The organism is Mycobacterium shunyiense, from assembly GCF_058270075.1.
The window spans coordinates 18354-34302 of the sequence record NZ_JBZDPU010000013.1; the positions used below are offsets into that span (position 1 = coordinate 18354).

General features: G+C 67.4%; 14 protein-coding genes. 4 read left to right on the top strand and 10 right to left on the bottom strand.

Features of this window, described 5'->3' with window-relative positions; all coding sequences use genetic code 11:
- Positions 1-2 precede the first annotated feature (2 nt).
- Positions 3-311, top strand: a complete 309-nt coding sequence (locus tag AC4ELH_RS09750; protein WP_064887059.1) for a GlsB/YeaQ/YmgE family stress response membrane protein — start codon at positions 3-5, stop codon at positions 309-311.
- Positions 312-378: 67 nt separating this feature from the next.
- Here the strand turns inward: AC4ELH_RS09750 and AC4ELH_RS09755 are convergent, their stop codons facing one another.
- Complete coding sequence (locus tag AC4ELH_RS09755) at positions 379-1716, bottom strand: replication-associated recombination protein A (protein WP_064887058.1); 1338 nt, start codon at positions 1714-1716, stop codon at positions 379-381.
- A 30-nt stretch (positions 1717-1746) separates the two neighbouring features.
- Positions 1747-2580, bottom strand: coding sequence for a DUF3097 domain-containing protein (locus AC4ELH_RS09760; RefSeq protein WP_448446558.1), 834 nt, complete (start codon positions 2578-2580; stop codon positions 1747-1749).
- A gap of 57 nt (positions 2581-2637) precedes the next feature.
- On the opposite strand from AC4ELH_RS09760, the gene AC4ELH_RS09765 reads away from it, so the two are divergent.
- Positions 2638-3954, top strand: a complete 1317-nt coding sequence (locus AC4ELH_RS09765) for a serine hydrolase domain-containing protein (protein ID WP_498884267.1) — start codon at positions 2638-2640, stop codon at positions 3952-3954.
- Here AC4ELH_RS09765 and AC4ELH_RS09770 read toward each other — a convergent pair.
- The 3 genes from AC4ELH_RS09770 to AC4ELH_RS09780 are packed head-to-tail and all read right to left on the bottom strand — an operon-like array spanning position 3941 to position 8596.
- The gene (locus AC4ELH_RS09770; protein ID WP_448446554.1) at positions 3941-4966 is read right to left on the bottom strand and encodes a zinc-binding metallopeptidase family protein; all 1026 of its coding nucleotides are present in this window, start codon (positions 4964-4966) and stop codon (positions 3941-3943) included. The two genes, AC4ELH_RS09765 and AC4ELH_RS09770, sit on opposite strands and share 14 nt — an antisense overlap.
- Positions 4959-5888, bottom strand: a complete 930-nt coding sequence (locus AC4ELH_RS09775; RefSeq protein WP_448446552.1) for a transglutaminase family protein — start codon at positions 5886-5888, stop codon at positions 4959-4961. Before AC4ELH_RS09775 ends, AC4ELH_RS09770 begins: the two co-directional genes overlap by 8 nt.
- Entirely contained in the window at positions 5885-8596 is a 2712-nt protein-coding gene (locus tag AC4ELH_RS09780; protein WP_498884270.1) for a circularly permuted type 2 ATP-grasp protein, read from the bottom strand. The genes AC4ELH_RS09775 and AC4ELH_RS09780 overlap by 4 nt, the downstream gene beginning before the upstream one ends.
- A gap of 134 nt (positions 8597-8730) precedes the next feature.
- Between AC4ELH_RS09780 and AC4ELH_RS09785 the strand changes: the two genes are divergently transcribed.
- Positions 8731-9450, top strand: a complete 720-nt coding sequence (locus tag AC4ELH_RS09785; protein WP_448446548.1) for a GAP family protein — start codon at positions 8731-8733, stop codon at positions 9448-9450.
- Between the two features lie 13 nt (positions 9451-9463).
- Here the strand turns inward: AC4ELH_RS09785 and AC4ELH_RS09790 are convergent, their stop codons facing one another.
- From AC4ELH_RS09790 to AC4ELH_RS09800, 3 genes are read right to left on the bottom strand one after another with little or no spacing between them, the layout of a single operon-like run.
- On the bottom strand, positions 9464-10375 hold the full coding sequence (locus AC4ELH_RS09790; RefSeq protein WP_064960753.1) for a DUF389 domain-containing protein: 912 nt from the start codon (positions 10373-10375) through the stop codon (positions 9464-9466).
- 18 nt (positions 10376-10393) lie between these two features.
- Positions 10394-11743 (bottom strand): DUF4253 domain-containing protein, encoded by a 1350-nt coding sequence (locus AC4ELH_RS09795; RefSeq protein WP_498884273.1) that lies wholly within the window; start codon positions 11741-11743, stop codon positions 10394-10396.
- Positions 11740-12228 (bottom strand): winged helix-turn-helix transcriptional regulator, encoded by a 489-nt coding sequence (locus AC4ELH_RS09800; RefSeq protein WP_276029082.1) that lies wholly within the window; start codon positions 12226-12228, stop codon positions 11740-11742. Before AC4ELH_RS09800 ends, AC4ELH_RS09795 begins: the two co-directional genes overlap by 4 nt.
- 81 nt (positions 12229-12309) lie before the next feature.
- On the opposite strand from AC4ELH_RS09800, the gene AC4ELH_RS09805 reads away from it, so the two are divergent.
- Positions 12310-13497, top strand: coding sequence for a thiolase family protein (locus tag AC4ELH_RS09805; protein ID WP_498884458.1), 1188 nt, complete (start codon positions 12310-12312; stop codon positions 13495-13497).
- A 76-nt stretch (positions 13498-13573) separates the two neighbouring features.
- Here the strand turns inward: AC4ELH_RS09805 and AC4ELH_RS09810 are convergent, their stop codons facing one another.
- On the bottom strand, positions 13574-14035 hold the full coding sequence (locus AC4ELH_RS09810; protein ID WP_448446543.1) for a nitroreductase family deazaflavin-dependent oxidoreductase: 462 nt from the start codon (positions 14033-14035) through the stop codon (positions 13574-13576).
- 84 nt (positions 14036-14119) lie between these two features.
- Positions 14120-15919, bottom strand: a complete 1800-nt coding sequence (gene aspS, locus AC4ELH_RS09815; RefSeq protein WP_498884275.1) for an aspartate--tRNA ligase — start codon at positions 15917-15919, stop codon at positions 14120-14122.
- Positions 15920-15949 lie beyond the last annotated feature (30 nt).

Below are 15949 nucleotides of genomic sequence, written 5' to 3' on the forward strand. Positions count from 1 at the left end.
AAATGACCATCACCGGCATCATCAGCGCGATCCTGATCGGCATTGTCGTCGGCGTGATCGGCCGGCTGATCGTTCCCGGCAGACAACCCATCGGCATTCTGGTGACGATCCTGGTCGGCATCGTCTCCGCGTTCATCGGTACCGCCCTCGCCCGCGCCATGGGCGTCCCGACGGCGACCAGCGGCGTCGACTGGCTCGAGCTCCTCGTCCAGGTCATCGTGGCCGCACTCGGGGTGGCCCTGATATCCGCTCTGATGGGACGCAGGAGGACCGGCATCCTCGGAACCCGACGGTCCGGTCTGCTGCGCTGACCAGCTGCCCCCGCACCACGGTCCCGGTTGAATATTCAACCGGGACCGTGGTTTTCGTCCGGGAGGGTCAGCGGCGGGCGCGGCGGATGATGGCCCGCAGCTTGTCCACCCGGGTGACCAGCTCGCGTTCGAATCCACGTCCGGTCGGCTGGTAATAGTCCGTCCCTACCAGCTCGTCGGGCGGATACTGTTGTGGCACAACACCATCGGGGTGATCGTGGGCGTATTTGTACCCCACGGCATTGCCGAGCTTCTGCGCTCCCGAGTAATGCCCGTCCCGTAGATGCGGGGGCACCAAACCGGCCTTGCCCGACCGGATGTCGTTCATGGCCGCACCCAATGCGGTGGTGACCGCGTTGGACTTGGGTGCGGTGGCCAGGTGCACGGTCGCGTGCGCCAACGTCAGCTGCGCCTCAGGCATGCCGATCAGCTGCACGGTCTGGGCAGCGGCGACCGCGGTCTGCAGCGCGGTGGGGTCGGCCATCCCGATGTCCTCACTGGCCAGGATCATCAACCGGCGCGCCACGAACCGGGGGTCCTCCCCCGCCACCAGCATCCGGGCCAGGTAGTGCAGCGCCGCGTCCACGTCCGATCCGCGCACTGATTTGATGAAGGCGCTGACGACGTCGTAGTGCTGGTCGCCGTCACGGTCGTACCGCACGGCGGCCTTGTCCAACGATTGTTCGATGGTCTCGACCGTGACCCGTTCACGGGGCTCGGCAGCCACCTCCAGCGCGGTCAGCGCCCGCCGCGCATCCCCGGCGGAGAGCTGCACCATGAGGTCGACGGCGTCGTCGGTGACCTCGACCGCACCGCCGAGCCCGCGCGGGTCGGTGATCGCGCGGCGTAACACCGTCTCGATGTCCTGCGGGGTCAGCGGCTGCAACTGCAGGATCAACGAACGCGACAGCAGCGGCGCGACCACCGAGAACGACGGGTTCTCCGTGGTGGCCGCGACCAGCAGCACCACCCGGTTCTCGACCGCCGCCAACAGCGCATCCTGTTGGGTCTTGGAGAAGCGGTGTACCTCGTCGATGAACAGCACGGTCTGTTCGCCGTGGACGGCCGCGCGCCGGGCGACATCGATCACGGCGCGGACCTCTTTGACGCCGGCGCTCAGCGCCGAGAGCGCCTCGAACCGGCGGCCGGTGGCCTGTGAGATCAGCGAGGCCAGAGTGGTCTTGCCGGTGCCGGGAGGGCCGTACAGGATCACCGACGCCGCGCCGGACCCCTCCACCAGTCGGCGCAGAGGCGATCCGGCCTGCAACAGGTGCGACTGGCCGACGACCTCGTCGAGGCCGGCCGGGCGCATCCGCACCGCCAGCGGTGCCGTGCCGGGCGCGGCAAGCGCGCCGGGGTCACCCGGCCCCGGGTCGCCTGGCACGTCGAACAAACCGTCGGACACGCCTTCTGCTTACCACGCCGACACGACGGGCTACGCCGGTGCGGTGACGAAATCGATCAGTTCCTCGACCCGGCCGATCAGCGCGGGCTCCAGATCGTTCCAGTCGCGCACCTGCCCGCGGATCCGCTGCCACGCGCGGGCGATGTCGGCCTGGTCCCGGTGCGGCCAGCCCAGCGCCTCGCAGATGCCGTGCTTCCACTCCACACTGCGCGGGATCGTCGGCCAGGCCTTCATCCCCAGCCGGGCCGGTTTGACGGACTGCCAGATGTCGACGAACGGATGTCCGACCACAAGGGTGTGCTCACCGCCGGGGCCGCGCCGCACCGCCTCGGCGATGCGCGCCTCCTTCGACCCGGTGACCAGGTGATCGACCAGCACTCCCAGCCGCCGGCCCGGCCCGGGCGCGAACTCCGCAACGATGTCGGTCAGGTCGTCGACGCCGCCCAGGTATTCGACGACGACACCTTCGATGCGCAGATCGGCTCCCCAGACCTGCTCGACGAGTTCGGCGTCGTGCCGGCCTTCCACGTAGATCCGGCTGGCCAGCGCGACCCGGGCCTTGGCATTCGCCACCGCCACCGAGCCCGACGCCGTACGCGCGGGTGCGGTGGTCCGCTTCGGCACCACCAGGCTCACCGGCTTGCCGTCGATCAGGAAGCCCGGGCCCATCGGAAACGTCCGCACCTTGCCCCTGCGGTCCTCGAGCTCCACCCGACCACCCTCGATCCGCACCACGGCGCCGACGTAACCGCTCTGGGCGTCCTCGACGACCAGTCCCTTCTCCGCAGGCTGGTCGGTCGATCGAGTCAGCTTCGGGGTATGTGGGTTTCGGGACAGGATGTCGGAACCGTAGCGATCAGTCACGCGGCGATCCTAGAAACGTCTGCAGCGACAGCGGGGTTGCGACATACCATCGTGATCGTGCTGTTAACTCGCACGCTCGCCGCGGCGTCGGCGCTGATGTTGATGGTGTCGGCGAGCGCGTGCAGTCCGCGAACCGAACCCGACTGCGGGGTCGCGGGAATGACGGTATGCCCCAAGCCGAGCGATCATGATCTGCCGGACGTCGCGGACATGCTCACCTGGAATCAATCGGAGCGGGTGGTCGGGTTCCGCAACGACTACCGGGCTTATCCCGGTGATCTGTTCCGCCACGGTGACCCGTTCCCACTGCCCACGGCCGATCGCCGACTGACCGACGCGTCCTACACGATCGGCGGCATCACCCACGATCTCGACGACTACCTGAACCGGCAGAGTGTCACCGGGATGCTGGTACTCAAGGACGGCAAGATCGCCTACGAGCACTACGGCGCCGGAAACGACTCTTCCACGCTGTGGACCTCGCGGTCGGTCGGCAAGTCCGTGGTGTCCACGCTCGTGGGTATCGCAGTCAAAGAAGGCAAGATCGCCTCCCTCGACGACGCCGTGACCAAGTACGAGCCCGATTTCGTCGGCACCGCGTTCGACGGCGTCACCGTGCGCCAGCTCATCACGCACACTTCGGGGATCGCGTGGAACGAGTACTACACGGACCCGAATTCGGATTTCGCCAAACTCACGGCGTGCGAAGCGGCTGATGACACCTACCGGTGCGTGTACTCACTGGTTCACGGGGTCAAGCGGAAACCCGGCGTCGCACCGGGCGAGGTCTGGTCGTACACCACGGGCGGTGCCTGGTTGCTCGGTGACCTGCTGGAGAAGGCCACGGGCACCAATCTCGCCACGTACCTGCAGGACAAGATCTGGAAGCCGTTCGGCATGGCCGATGACGGTGTCTGGCATTCCTACGAGCTCGGGCGCCATGACATGGGCGGGCACGGGGTCAACGCCACGTTGACCGACTGGGGACGCTTCGGGCTGTTCGTGATGCGTGACGGTGAACTGCGCGACGGCACGAGGACGCTGCCCGACGGTTGGGTGCGCGACGCACGGACCTGGACGACGGCGCGCGGCTCGGTGACGCCGAGTCATCCTGAGGGCACGTACGGGTACCAGTGGTGGAACAACAGCATCGCGGCCGACGCGGGTGACGTGCGGCCGCCCCGAGCTACCGGCATGGACGAAAACCTCTGGGCACTCGGCATATTCGGGCAGGTGATCATGGTCGATCAACGGCAGAACCTCGTGATGGTGCAATGGTCGACCTGGCCGCAGGCCGAACCCGCGTTCAACACCCTGCCGCTGGAGATGTCGCTGATGTTCAGCGCGATCGCGGCCGAACTCAACCGCCGGTGACCTCGTCGATGACGGTGTGAACAAACCGCATCTTCTCCAGGACGGCGGGTGCCAGCACGAACGGGTACAGATCGTCACGGCCCATCGACCGGTTCACCATGTTCAGTGACCACGCCAGCGGCAGCCACATTTCGATGATTGTGTCGAACGCGGCCGGACCCAACAGACGCCGACCGAAGATGCCTCCGGCCGGAGCGAATCCAAAAGCCGCTGCGGTGTCGAGCGTGTCGCGGATGTGCAGATAGTGGGCGAAGGTTTCGGCCCAGTCCTCGGCAGGGTGCATCGTCGCGTAGGACGAGACGAAGTCGTCCTCCCAACCCGACGGCGGCCCGTCCTCGTAGTGGCGGTCCAAGGCGGCCTGATAGTCGGCGTCCGGATCTCCGAACAGTTCGGTGAATCGCGCAGCGTAGTCGGGTGACGGCGCCACCAGACGATAGAAGTAGCAGTGCCCGATCTCGTGGCGGAAATGGCCGAGCAGCGTTCGGTACGGCTCGTCCATGGCGATCCGCAACTGCTCGCGGTGCACATCGTCGCCTTCGGCGAGATCCAGTGTGATGACGCCGTTGTGGTGACCGGTGAACACCTTCTCGGATTCGCTGGAGAGCAGGTCGAAGGCCAATCCGAATTCCGGATCCTCGTCGCGGCCGATGATCGGCAGCTTCAGCTCGTGTAGTTCCGCGATCAGTCGGCGCTTGGCCCGCTCGGCCTCGGCGAATGACGTCATCGCCGCGGTATCGGCATCTGCGGGCCGGGTCCTGGTCAGCCTGCACGACGCGCACAACGGATCCTGGCCGATCCGTACCAGCCAATTACATTCGGCCAGATGCAGATTCGCGCACAGCCGGTACTGCTTCTCGTCGACGGCACCGGCGTGGCCGGCCTGTTCGGTGGCGGTGATCACCAACAGCGCCATGTCATCGAGGGAGAAGCCCAGCGCACTGCGGCATGACAGGCACAGCGAGTTCTCGAACGCCAGACGCTGGCCGCAGTTCGGGCAGTTGAAATCACGCATGCAGCAACGGCTCTCGATCGGGCGGGCAGGGTGTCACATCTACCGACACCTCGATCACGCTGCTGAGAGAGTCCGTGTAGATGATGCCGCGCAGCGGGGGGATGTCGGCATAGTCACGGCCGAATCCGGCCACGATATAGCGCTCGTCGACCATCTGGTCGTTGGTGGGATCCATTCCCAGCCAGACGTTCTGCGGCGTCCACACCGACGCCCAGGCGTGGGTGGCGTCGACTCCGATCATGCGTTCCTTGCCGGGTGGCGGATCGGTGGCCAGGTACCCCGAGACATAGCTGGCTGCCAGGCCGTTGGCCCGCAGGCAGGCGATCGCCAGACGGGCGAAGTCCTGGCAGACGCCCTCACGTGCGTCCAGCACCTCGGCCACCTGGGTGGACACTGTCGTCGAACCCGACCGGTAGGTGAAGTCGGAGTAGATCCGCGACGTCAGTTCGCGAAGCACCTCGATCAACGGTCGTCCGGGCACGAAACTGGGCGCGGCGTACTCCCGCACCGCGTCGGTGATCTCCGGCGGTGAGAGGTCAAGGGTGAACTCCGCGGCCAGCGCACCATCACCGCCGACCGGGCGGGCCAGCTCCCACGGCGCCCCGGCAGACGCACCTGAATAATGCTCGGGTGCAAACGGTTCCACCTCCACCACGGATGCACCGGTGATACTCAAGGTGCGGTGGCGTTCGGTCACGTGGAAATACGAGCTGACATTGCCGTACGCGTCGCGGCTGGTGGAGCTGTCTGCCGCCTCCGGCTCGATCGTCAGGTGGTGGGACAGGCAGCGCTGCCAAGGCAGATCACGCGGCGTGAGGAAACCGCGTCCGTAGGAGCTGGTGACATCGTCGGAATAGCGATAGACGGTGCGGTGGATGATCTCGTAACAGCGGGTTCCCGCCACGCCGGCAGGTCCGGTCATGGCATCACCCGCCGCTCGTCCGGCCCCCACAGCGGTTGCATCCCACCGGGCAACGACAGGTGCGCCGCGGTGATGACACCCGAGAGATCGCGCAGGCCGGCGTGCACTCCGTCGAGTAATCCGGCCAATTCCGCCCGAGTCCCGTCCTCGCTGACCTCTTCGAGATCTGCCGGGTCCAGGCGGCGCAGTCGGGTGGCAAGTTCGTCGATCAGTCGTTCGGGACGCGACGACCCCGATGCTCCGGGCAGGGGCTTGAGGTCGGATCGGATGCGCTCCAACTGGTAGATCAACGACCTGGGATTCTCGGCGTCGAACAACAGCAGTTCGGCGATCGCGGCGATGCTGATCAGCCCGGGATTCCGCCGCCGATAGATGACCGACGATTCACAGACCACCAGGGCCGACTCGGCCACGGCACGTTCGGCCGCCGCACTGCGCACCGCAGTCAAGGTGGCGCGCAGCAGCGCGGTCAGCGCCAGCCCGCGCTCGATGCGCTTGCCGAGATCCATCACGGTCCAGCCGACATCCTGCACCATCGATTCCGCAGCCACCCCGGACAACGCCAACATCCCGGCCAGGGTCTGGCTGTGCGCGGCGGCGAGGTATCCCTCCGCGACATTGGGCGACTGAGGCGGGGCGGCCGACGGCCGCAGCACCGCGCGTTCGACGCCGGCCAGCACCATCCAGGTGTCGTTGGACATCTGGTCGCGTACCGCCCTGGCCGCCAACCCGAGCCGCTCCACCGATTGGGCGAGGGATCCCGACCGATGCCGGTCCGCGGTGGCCGACCACAACGTGCTCGGGGCGATCGCGATCATCTCGTGGGCATCGGCGGAGTCACCGGTGTCGGTTCCCGTGATCGAACCGACCGCAGCGAGCAGTACCGGAACACACTGGCTTTCATCGAGGTCCAGTCGGTATCGATACTCGTGGTAGCGCTCCCGGGTGACGGTGAGCAGCCGGGCCATGCTCTCGGCGCGTTCGGCATACCGGCCCATCCAGAACAGGTCGGCGAGCACGCGGGGCGAGCTGACGGCCCGGGTCGGGCTGGGCACCGCAATCGCGGAGCCGAGCTCGACCGAGACCGGCGGGATGCGCTCGGCGGTGACACGCTGCGGCGCGTTCACCCAAACATCCTTGGCGGCAATGGTGTTCATCCGGTAGGCGGCATTCCCGGGAGCGACCACGTAGCCCAGCCCACCGATCATCGGCGCATATCCGCCGCGCTGAGCCACGGTGAACAACCGCATTCCGACATTTCCTGCCGACAACCCCTTGGACCGGTAATTGGTTGGTGCGGTGGAGAACTGGGGCAGTTCCTGCCCTACCCACCGGGTCGGGTCGGAGTCGATGCGGGCGGCCAGCTCATCGCGCTCCGCGGCCGCAACCATCGGCCCGACAATCGTGGTACCGCCGCTCACCGGCCGGATCAACAACGACGACAGCTTGGTGAGCAGATGAGAGCGCTCGATGTCGATTCCGCCCCAGTACATCGGCGCCGTGGCCAGATGTGGTTTCTCGCCGAGCAACAGCTCGGCCAGATCCGGCAGAAACCGTGCCAGCCCGGGACTTTCGAGAACTCCGCTGCCCAAGGTATTGACCACCGTCACCGAACCGCGCCGCAACGCCTCGACCAGCCCCACCACGCCGAGCCGGGAATCGGGGCGAAGATCCAGCGGATCCACATAGTCGGCGTCGACTCGACGCAACACCACATCGACGCGTTTGAGCGTGCCCAGCGACCGCATCCACACCGTGCCGTCGCGGACCACCAGATCGGCACTCTCCACCAGCGGGAAGCCGAGTACCCCGGCCAGGTAGGCCTGGTCGAAGGCGGTCTCGGAATGGATGCCGGGACTGAGCACCACGACCATGGGCTCGTCGGCGGCCTCCGGAGCCGCGTCGAGCAGCGCCAACCGCAATGCCTGAGCCCACGGCGAGGAGGGCCGCGGACCTACCCGTTCGTAGAGGTCGGGAGCAGCGTGCGCGATGACGCGGCGATCCGCCAGGGCGTAGCCGGCACCTGAGGGCGCCTGTGTCCAGTCCGCATTCACCAAGAAGGCGCCGTCGTCACCCCGGCTGACGTCGCATCCGTGGAGGAACAGCTGATGACGTCCGGGCACCACGATGCCGCGCGCGGCCCGCACATATCCGGGATGGGCGAACAACAACGGCGCGGGCAGCACCCCGCTGGTGAGCGAGCGGCGGGCGCCGTACAGATCGGTCAGTACCGCATCGAGAAGCCTGGACCGCTGCACCAGACCTGATTCCAGGCAATCCCAGTCCGCCGCCGAAAGCACCAGGGGCACGGCGTCGAGATGCCAGGGGCCCGGCACGGCGGTGCCGTCGTCGTCGGTGACCACCTCCCCGTGGTGATCCATCTCGATGTAGGTGATGCCGTCGTTGTCGACAAGGCCGCGCACCGTGGCACGCAGCCGGTCCAGGCCGTCACGGCCACGCTCGCCGACGCCGGCGGCCAACTCGCGCCAGGCCGGGCGGACGTTGCCCGAGGCGTCGATCAACTCGTCGTAGCCGGCACCCACGCCATCGTCGCGCACCTCGAACAACGCACGCTGGGCCCGGGAACGGCGGTAGGCGGCCACCACACCGTCCACGTCCATCCCGTCGGCGGCGCCAGTCGCACCGGTGTCCAGGGCAACACCGGTGGCCTGAGCGGACTCCGGTGAGCCGTTCGCGCGAAGAACCATCAGTGAAGAACGGTACGCACCCTCCGATGATCCGGGCTTGCTTGGCGCACCGTGCGCACGATCACGCCGCCCAGATTCGGCCGGATTTGCCCGGCGCTGGTTGAATTCAGCGGTGAGGTAACCGAGGCGAAGGGATGTGGCCGCCGGCGATGTGGAGCACCGTGCTGGTGATGGCCGTCGTGGCGGCAGTCGATCCGCTCAGAATCGGGGTCGTGGCCTTCATGCTGTCTCGGTCACGGCCGGTGCGGTTGCTGCTTCCGTTCTTCCTGTTCGCTTTCACCGCCAACGTCGCGGTCGGCGCCGCGGTGGTGTTCGTGTTCAAGAACGTCACCGGCGACGGTGGGAGCAGCATGCCTCCGGGCCTGGAGATCGGCATCGGTGTGGTGGCGCTGGCGATCAGCGTCCTGTCCATCACTGGTGTGCTCGAACGCCTGGTCACGAGGGCGCGCGCGCGTCGGACGGCTCCGGGCGCAGCCTCGGCGGACTCGGTGCCGGGCCTGTCGAAGCTGCCGGATGGGATGCAGGCCGCGCTGCGGGGCGAGGCGCCCTGGGCCGCCGGACTGCTGGGCCTGATCAACGGTTTTCCCACCCCGTACTACTTGGCCGCGATGGCTGCCGCCCTGACCTCGGGCGCGGCGGTGACCGAGCAGATGGCCGCGATGGTCGTGTTCAATCTGGTCGGTTTCCTCGCGGCGATCATCCCGATCATCAGTTTCTGGGTGGCTCCGGCCGCCACGAGGTCCGGCGTCGAGCGGATCTACGAGTGGATGGGAATTCACCATCGGCTGGTCGTGGCCGTGATCGCCGGCGCGGTCGGCGTGTACTTCCTGGCCACGGGCATCAGCCACCTGTGAGGTTGCGGTCCCGTCAGCGGGTCGCGAATCTGCGATAGATCGCGAGCATCAGGACACCCGCCATGGTGATGCCCACCAGGTTCACGCCCAACTGCAGTACCGACCGGGCCGCGATGTCCCATTCCCCGACCGTCGCGGCGACCACCGCGAAACCGGCGGCGGGAACCGTCGTCACCGATATGAAGACACCCACGAGTGCCGCGGATTTCGCCGACACGAGCGACAACATCCCGGCCGCGCCGGCCAGCAGGGCCACCACCAACGAGAACGGGCCCACCTGGAAGATGAAATCCACCTGCTGCAGGTCACGGAAGCTGGTCAACGACACCCACCCCAGAGCTTCGAAGCCCAAGGTGGCGAGGGCGGTGACGGCCATCGCGAAGGGGAAGCCGATCAACAGCGCCGCGCCCGCGCGGCGGGCCAGCGACATCCGTCGCTGCACCAGCGCGACTGCAAGTGCCGCCAGCGGCCCGAATTCGGGCCCGACGACCATGGCACCGACCACAGTGACCGCGGAGTCGGTGATGACGCCGATTGCGGCAAGCAGGCACGCGATGCACAGGAACATCAGATACGTCGCGTTGAGGCTGGACTCCTCGCGGGTCCGCGACACCAGCTCGTCCCAGATCACCGCATCGGCGCCGTCTCCCTCGGTGGCATCCTCGGCATGAAAGGCCGACGCGGACAGGACGGTGTCGAGAGGCTCGAGGGTGATGGCCCCCAAGTGCGGCACATCAAGGGATTTCAGCCGCTCCACCACATCGTTGGCCGCCTCCCGGACCAGGATGGCCGTGATCTCGTCACCGGCCGGATCCCTCGCATCCCCGGCGTGCACCACCACATTCGTGACGCCGGCTTCCCGGTCGAGGACGTTCAGGATCGGCTGTCGCAGATCGGTCGGCGCGATGACGCGTAAGTGGAGCACGGGCCGAGAGTAGCGTTCTCAATCCCACCAGAAGACCCACAGCGGACGCGCCAGCATGCGCGCCAGTGCATCGAGCGAACCGGCCTCGGTGTTGACCGCGTCGTCGCAGTACAGATAGGCCTCCAGGGCGGCGGTGAGCGCGTCCTGGAGCCTTCGTGGTGGCTGATCGACCACGAGCACCAGAGATTCGTCGTCGAGGGCCAACACCTCGGTCCCGTAGTGGGCGGACCAGCGCCTCAAGATCGCCGCGTGCTCGGCACCGAGGACGCCCGAATTGATCGCGCCCGACCACTGCAGCAGTCCGGGAACCAGCCAATCCGCAGGGGTGGGAATCAACGCCAGCCGCGTGTACTCGCCGCGAGAGTCGAAGTCGGCGAACTGCTGCCGCCAGTCCCCCGGGTCGCCGGTGTCGAACCCGGACGGATAACGCGGGATGTCGTACCCGGCAGTGCGGATCTCGAACTCGCGTTCCAGCCATCGAGTGCCGTCGAGTTCCGCTGCCAATACCGGTGTTTCGTCGGCCACACCGTCCATCCCGATCCGGTGCCAGGCCATGTCGGTGAGCAGCACGGGCCACAATCCCGTCACCGGAAACTGCGCGCGAACCGCAACCCACGCCTCCGCGGCAGGAACACCCGGCGGCACCGGGACTGTCCACATGGGTGCGCGGTGGGCCAGCACGTCGTCGTGGCGTTTCAGTTCGCCCAGGACGACCCCCGTCGCGGCCAGGGCGGCGCCGGGATCGCGTGGTGGGGCTACCGCCGGCGGCGGCACGTTCACCGGATCGGGCGCGAACGGCGGCGCGTCCAGCTCCGGCACGTCCGGCGCGGGTGGCGGCGCCGGCAGGAACGGAGGATCGCCGACAGACGAGGGTGACGTCACGGGCTGACCGGTCAGCAACTGAGCCAGTCCGATCAGGTCCGCGGCCACGGCAGTGACTCCCCGGCCGCCGTCCTGGACTGCCCACACCGGGTGGGCACCCGGCCCCTGCTTCAGAAACGCCACCCCGTAGACCGGCACCACCCTGGGTTCTTGGGCGAGTTTGGCACTGGCCAGCTTCAGCGCCGCGTCGCCACCCGGATTGTCACCCCAGGCGGGGTGCCACAACCCACCCTCGCGGACGGCGCGCAGCAACTCACGCACCGGCCGGCCGATGTGCGCCCGAAGCGTGACTTCGTCGGCGTTGCGCCAGTCCGGCCAGCCGTCCCCTACCGGCAGCCCGGCGGACAGGAAGTCGCGGTGAGTATCGTTGAGCCACAAGGAGAATCGCGATTCGAGTGTGCTCAGTTCGGCCTCGGTGAGCCCCGGGTCGATACGCCACTGACCGTGCTCGGCCAGGATCTCGACCGCACGTGCACCTACGGTCACGACGTGGGACGCTCGAAGCGCACGACAAGCTCGTCGGCCGGCACTGGGTGCCCTTCGTCGCAGCGGATCTCGACGCCGGCCAGTGCGCCGCACCCGTCGTGCGCTAGGCGCAGGCCCGTGTCGCCGAGATGCTTGCGACCCCACTCGAACATCGCCCACACCACCGGCATGAAGTCGGTTCCGGAGTCGGTGAGCACATACTCGTCGCGTTCCCGCTGGCCGGGCTCACGATAGGGCCGCTTCGCCAGCAGTCCGGCGGCCACGAGGTCGGACAACCGCGCCGATGTCGCTGCCTTGGTGATCCCGACCCGGCGGGCGAAATCGTCGAACCTGGTGGTTCCGTAGAAGGCCTCGCGCATGATCAACATCGCCGACTTGGTCCCCGCGAACGCCATGGTCCGCTCGATCGGGCAGTGCCCCACCGCCGACCAGGCGTCTCGGTCGGCCAGCTTGCCCTGCAGCATTCCCACGGAATCAAACCCCATCCCTGAGTTGTTCTAACTATACCCAGGTGCTATATCTGGGTAGTCATCACAATACTCAGCGTGGAGCATCAGGAGGTCAAGATGACCGGATATGCAGACCGGGACGCAGTCATCGTCGGAGCGGTCCGGACCCCGATCGGCAAAGGCAAAGCCAACGGCGCGCTGCACGGCGTCCTGCCGACGGACCTGCTGGCGCACAGCCTGCGGGAGCTGATCGCCCGCACCGGCGTCGACCCGGTACTCGTCGACGATGTCATCGCCGGCGCAGTGACCCAGGTCGGCGACCAGGCGGTGAACGTGGCCCGCAACGCACTGCTGGGCGCAGGCTTCCCCGAAACCGTTCCCGGGACCACCGTCGACCGCCAGTGCGGCAGCAGCCAGCAGGCGATCAGCTTCGCCGCCCAGGGGGTGCTGGCCGGCGCCTACGACATCGTGATCGCCGCAGGTGTGGAGTCCATGTCGCGGGTACCGATGGGCAGTTCGGTACTACCGGGCAGCGATCCGTTCGGCCTGGACTTTGCGAAGCGCTACTCCGAAGGCCTTGTACCGCAAGGGATCAGTGCCGAGCTGATCGCTGCCAAATGGGGATTCTCCCGCGCTCAGCTCGACGAGTTCTCTGCAGGCAGTCACGAGAAGGCCGCCCGGGCCACGAAGGACGGACTGTTCGAGGCCGAACTCGCCCCGGTCGCCGGGCTGAGCACCGACGAGATCATCCGGCCGGGAACGACGGTGGAGACCTTGTCCGGGCTGAAGCCCGCGTTCTACAACGAGGCCTACGCCGCGCGCTTCCCCCAGATCAAATGGGAGATCACCCCGGGCAATTCGTCACCGCTGTCGGACGGCAGCGCGGCGGTGATGATCACCAGCGGTGCCACGGCGCGGAAGCTCGGACTCAAGCCGCTGGCACGTATCCACACCACGACCGTCGTGGGATCAGACCCGCTCTACATGTTGACCGGTGTCATCCCCGCCACCGAAAAGGTCTTGGCGCGTGCGGGTTTGACGCTGGCGGACATCGACCTGTTCGAGGTCAACGAGGCGTTCGCTCCGGTGGTGCTGGCCTGGGCGCACGACACGGGCGCCGATCTCGGCAAGACCAGCGTCAACGGCGGGGCCATCGCGATCGGACACCCGCTGGGCGCCAGCGGAGCGCGCATCATGACCACCCTGGTCAACGCGCTCGAGCAGCGCGGCGGACGATACGGCCTGCAAACGATGTGTGAGGGCGGCGGCATGGCCAACGCCACGATCATCGAGCGGCTCGCCTGATCCCCCGCCGAAACCGCATTCCAGCAGAGAAAGTGCGAGTAAGCGCCTGCTGGAATGCGGTTTCGGCGCAAGGATATTAGGCGCGAACCAGCTCGAAAAGCGGGATGGCCCGGCTGGTCTTCGACTGGTACTCGGCGAACACCGGGGCGCGCTCGACGATCTTCGGGTAGGCGGCGTCGCGCTCGTCGTCGGGCAGTTCGCGTGAGACCACGTCGTAGGCCTCGGCACCGATTTCGATCCGGGCCTGCGGGTTGGCCCGCAGGTTGTGCACCCATGCGGGGTCCTTGGGCCCACCGGCGTAGGAACCGACGATCAGCATCGAGCCGTCGATGTCCAGATACGCCAGCGGCGACAGCCGGGGCTGCCCGGATTTGGCTCCCGTGGTGTGCAACAGCAGCAGCGTGCCGCCCTCGAAGGGCCCGCCCACCTTGCCGTCATTGGCCCGGAATTCCTCGACGACGTTGCGGTTGAAGTTGTCGAGGGCCGCCACGTCGGCGACCAGTTCGGTCTTGTCGATGTTCGGATCGATGTCGCTCATGCCTTCTCCAGCTTCTCCGGTGGGGCCTTCTATTCCAGACTCGAACTTCGCCGTGGTGAACCGCGCGCAGAGAGCCGAGAGGGGTTAGGCCTTCACCTGCGGCTTGTCCTCGGCCTTGGCCTTCGACTCGGGCTTCGCGTCGATCCCCGATTCCTTGCGCTGCTGTGCGGTGATGGGCGCCGGGGCGTCGGTCAACGGGTCGACGCCGCCGCCGGACTTGGGGAACGCGATCACCTCGCGAATCGAGTCGACCCCGGCCAGCAGTGCGGTGATGCGGTCCCAGCCGAAGGCCAGGCCACCGTGCGGCGGTGCGCCAAAGGCGAAGGCGTCCAACAGGAATCCGAACTTGTCCTGGGCCTCGGCATGGTCGATGCCCATCATCGCGAACACCCGCTCCTGGATGTCGCGCCGGTGGATACGGATCGAGCCGCCGCCGATCTCGTTGCCGTTGCAGACGATGTCGTAAGCGTCGGACAGCGCGCTGCCGGGGTCGGTGTCGAAGGTGTCCTCCGATTCGACCTTCGGCGCCGTGAAGGCGTGATGCACGGCCGTCCAGGCACCCGAACCGACGGCCACGTCGCCCGAGGCCGTCGCCACGTCGGCCGGCTCGAACATCGGGAAGTCCACCACCCAGGTGAAGGCCCAGGCGGCCGGGTCGATCAGATCCAGGCGCTTGGCGATCTCGATGCGGGTGGCCCCCAGCAGCGCGCGCGCCGTGCGGGCCGGACCCGCCGCGAAGAACACGCAGTCACCGGGCTTGGCACCGACGTGGGCCGCCAGACCGTCGCGCTCGGCGTCGGTGAGATTCTTGGCCACCGGACCGCCCAGCGTGCCGTCCTCACCCACGAGTACATAGGCCAGGCCCTTGTGGCCGCGCTGCTTGGCGAATTCCTGCCAGCCGTCGAGGGTGCGACGCGGCTGTGACGCTCCGCCCTCCATCACGACCGCGCCCACATACGGGGCCTGGAACACCCGGAACGGGGTGTCCTTGAAGTACTCGGTGCACTCGATGAGTTCGACGCCGAACCGCAGGTCCGGCTTGTCGGAACCGAACCGGCGCATCGCCTCGTCGTAGCTGATCCGCGGCAACGGCAGGGGCAGTTCGTAACCGATGGTCGACCAGACCGCCCGCAGGACCTGCTCGGCGATTCCCATCACATCGTCGGCGTCGACGAAGCTGAGCTCCATGTCCAGCTGGGTGAACTCCGGCTGTCGGTCGGCGCGGAAGTCCTCGTCTCGGTAGCAGCGCGCGATCTGGTAGTAGCGCTCCATGCCCGCGACCATGAGGAGCTGCTTGAACAGCTGCGGGCTCTGTGGCAGCGCGTAGAACGAGCCGGGCTGCAACCGCGCGGGCACCAGGAAGTCGCGCGCGCCCTCCGGAGTGGAGCGGGTCAGCGTCGGGGTCTCGATCTCGACGAAGTCATGCTCGGCCAACACGTTGCGAGCGGCGGCGTTCACCTTGGAGCGCAAGCGGATTGCGTTACCGGGGCCCTCGCGGCGCAGATCCAGGTAGCGGTACTTGAGCCGGGCTTCCTCACCGGCGGTCTCGTCGAGCTGGAATGGCAGCGGGGCGCTCTCGGACAATACGGTCAGCGAGGTGGCGTTCACCTCGACCTTGCCGGTCGGGATGTCAGGGTTTTCGTTGCCCTCCGGACGTACCTCGACGACGCCGGTGACGGCGATGCAGAACTCGGCGCGCAACCGGTGGGCGGCGGAGAGCACGTCGCCCGCGCGGAACACCACCTGCGACACCCCTGACGCGTCGCGCAGATCGATGAAGATGACGCCGCCGTGGTCACGGCGACGCGCCACCCAACCCGCCAGTGTCACGGTCTGACCGGCATCGGTGGCCCGCAACGAACCGGCGGCATGACTGCGCAGCACGAAAACTCCTGAGTGTTGAGTCGAGAAAGA

What these genes read in the sequence shown, in the direction of transcription:
- AC4ELH_RS09770 (WP_448446554.1), bottom strand. Translation starts at nt 4,966, where the DNA reads ATGCGTGATTTCAACTGCCCGAACTGCGGCCAGCGTCTGGCGTTCGAG.
- AC4ELH_RS09785 (WP_448446548.1), top strand. Translation starts at nt 8,731, where the DNA reads ATGTGGCCGCCGGCGATGTGGAGCACCGTGCTGGTGATGGCCGTCGTG.
- AC4ELH_RS09800 (WP_276029082.1), bottom strand. Translation starts at nt 12,228, where the DNA reads ATGGGGTTTGATTCCGTGGGAATGCTGCAGGGCAAGCTGGCCGACCGA.
- AC4ELH_RS09775 (WP_448446552.1), bottom strand. Translation starts at nt 5,888, where the DNA reads ATGACCGGACCTGCCGGCGTGGCGGGAACCCGCTGTTACGAGATCATC.
- AC4ELH_RS09810 (WP_448446543.1), bottom strand. Translation starts at nt 14,035, where the DNA reads ATGAGCGACATCGATCCGAACATCGACAAGACCGAACTGGTCGCCGAC.
- AC4ELH_RS09780 (WP_498884270.1), bottom strand. Translation starts at nt 8,596, where the DNA reads ATGGTTCTTCGCGCGAACGGCTCACCGGAGTCCGCTCAGGCCACCGGT.
- AC4ELH_RS09805 (WP_498884458.1), top strand. Translation starts at nt 12,310, where the DNA reads ATGACCGGATATGCAGACCGGGACGCAGTCATCGTCGGAGCGGTCCGG.
- AC4ELH_RS09750 (WP_064887059.1), top strand. Translation starts at nt 3, where the DNA reads ATGACCATCACCGGCATCATCAGCGCGATCCTGATCGGCATTGTCGTC.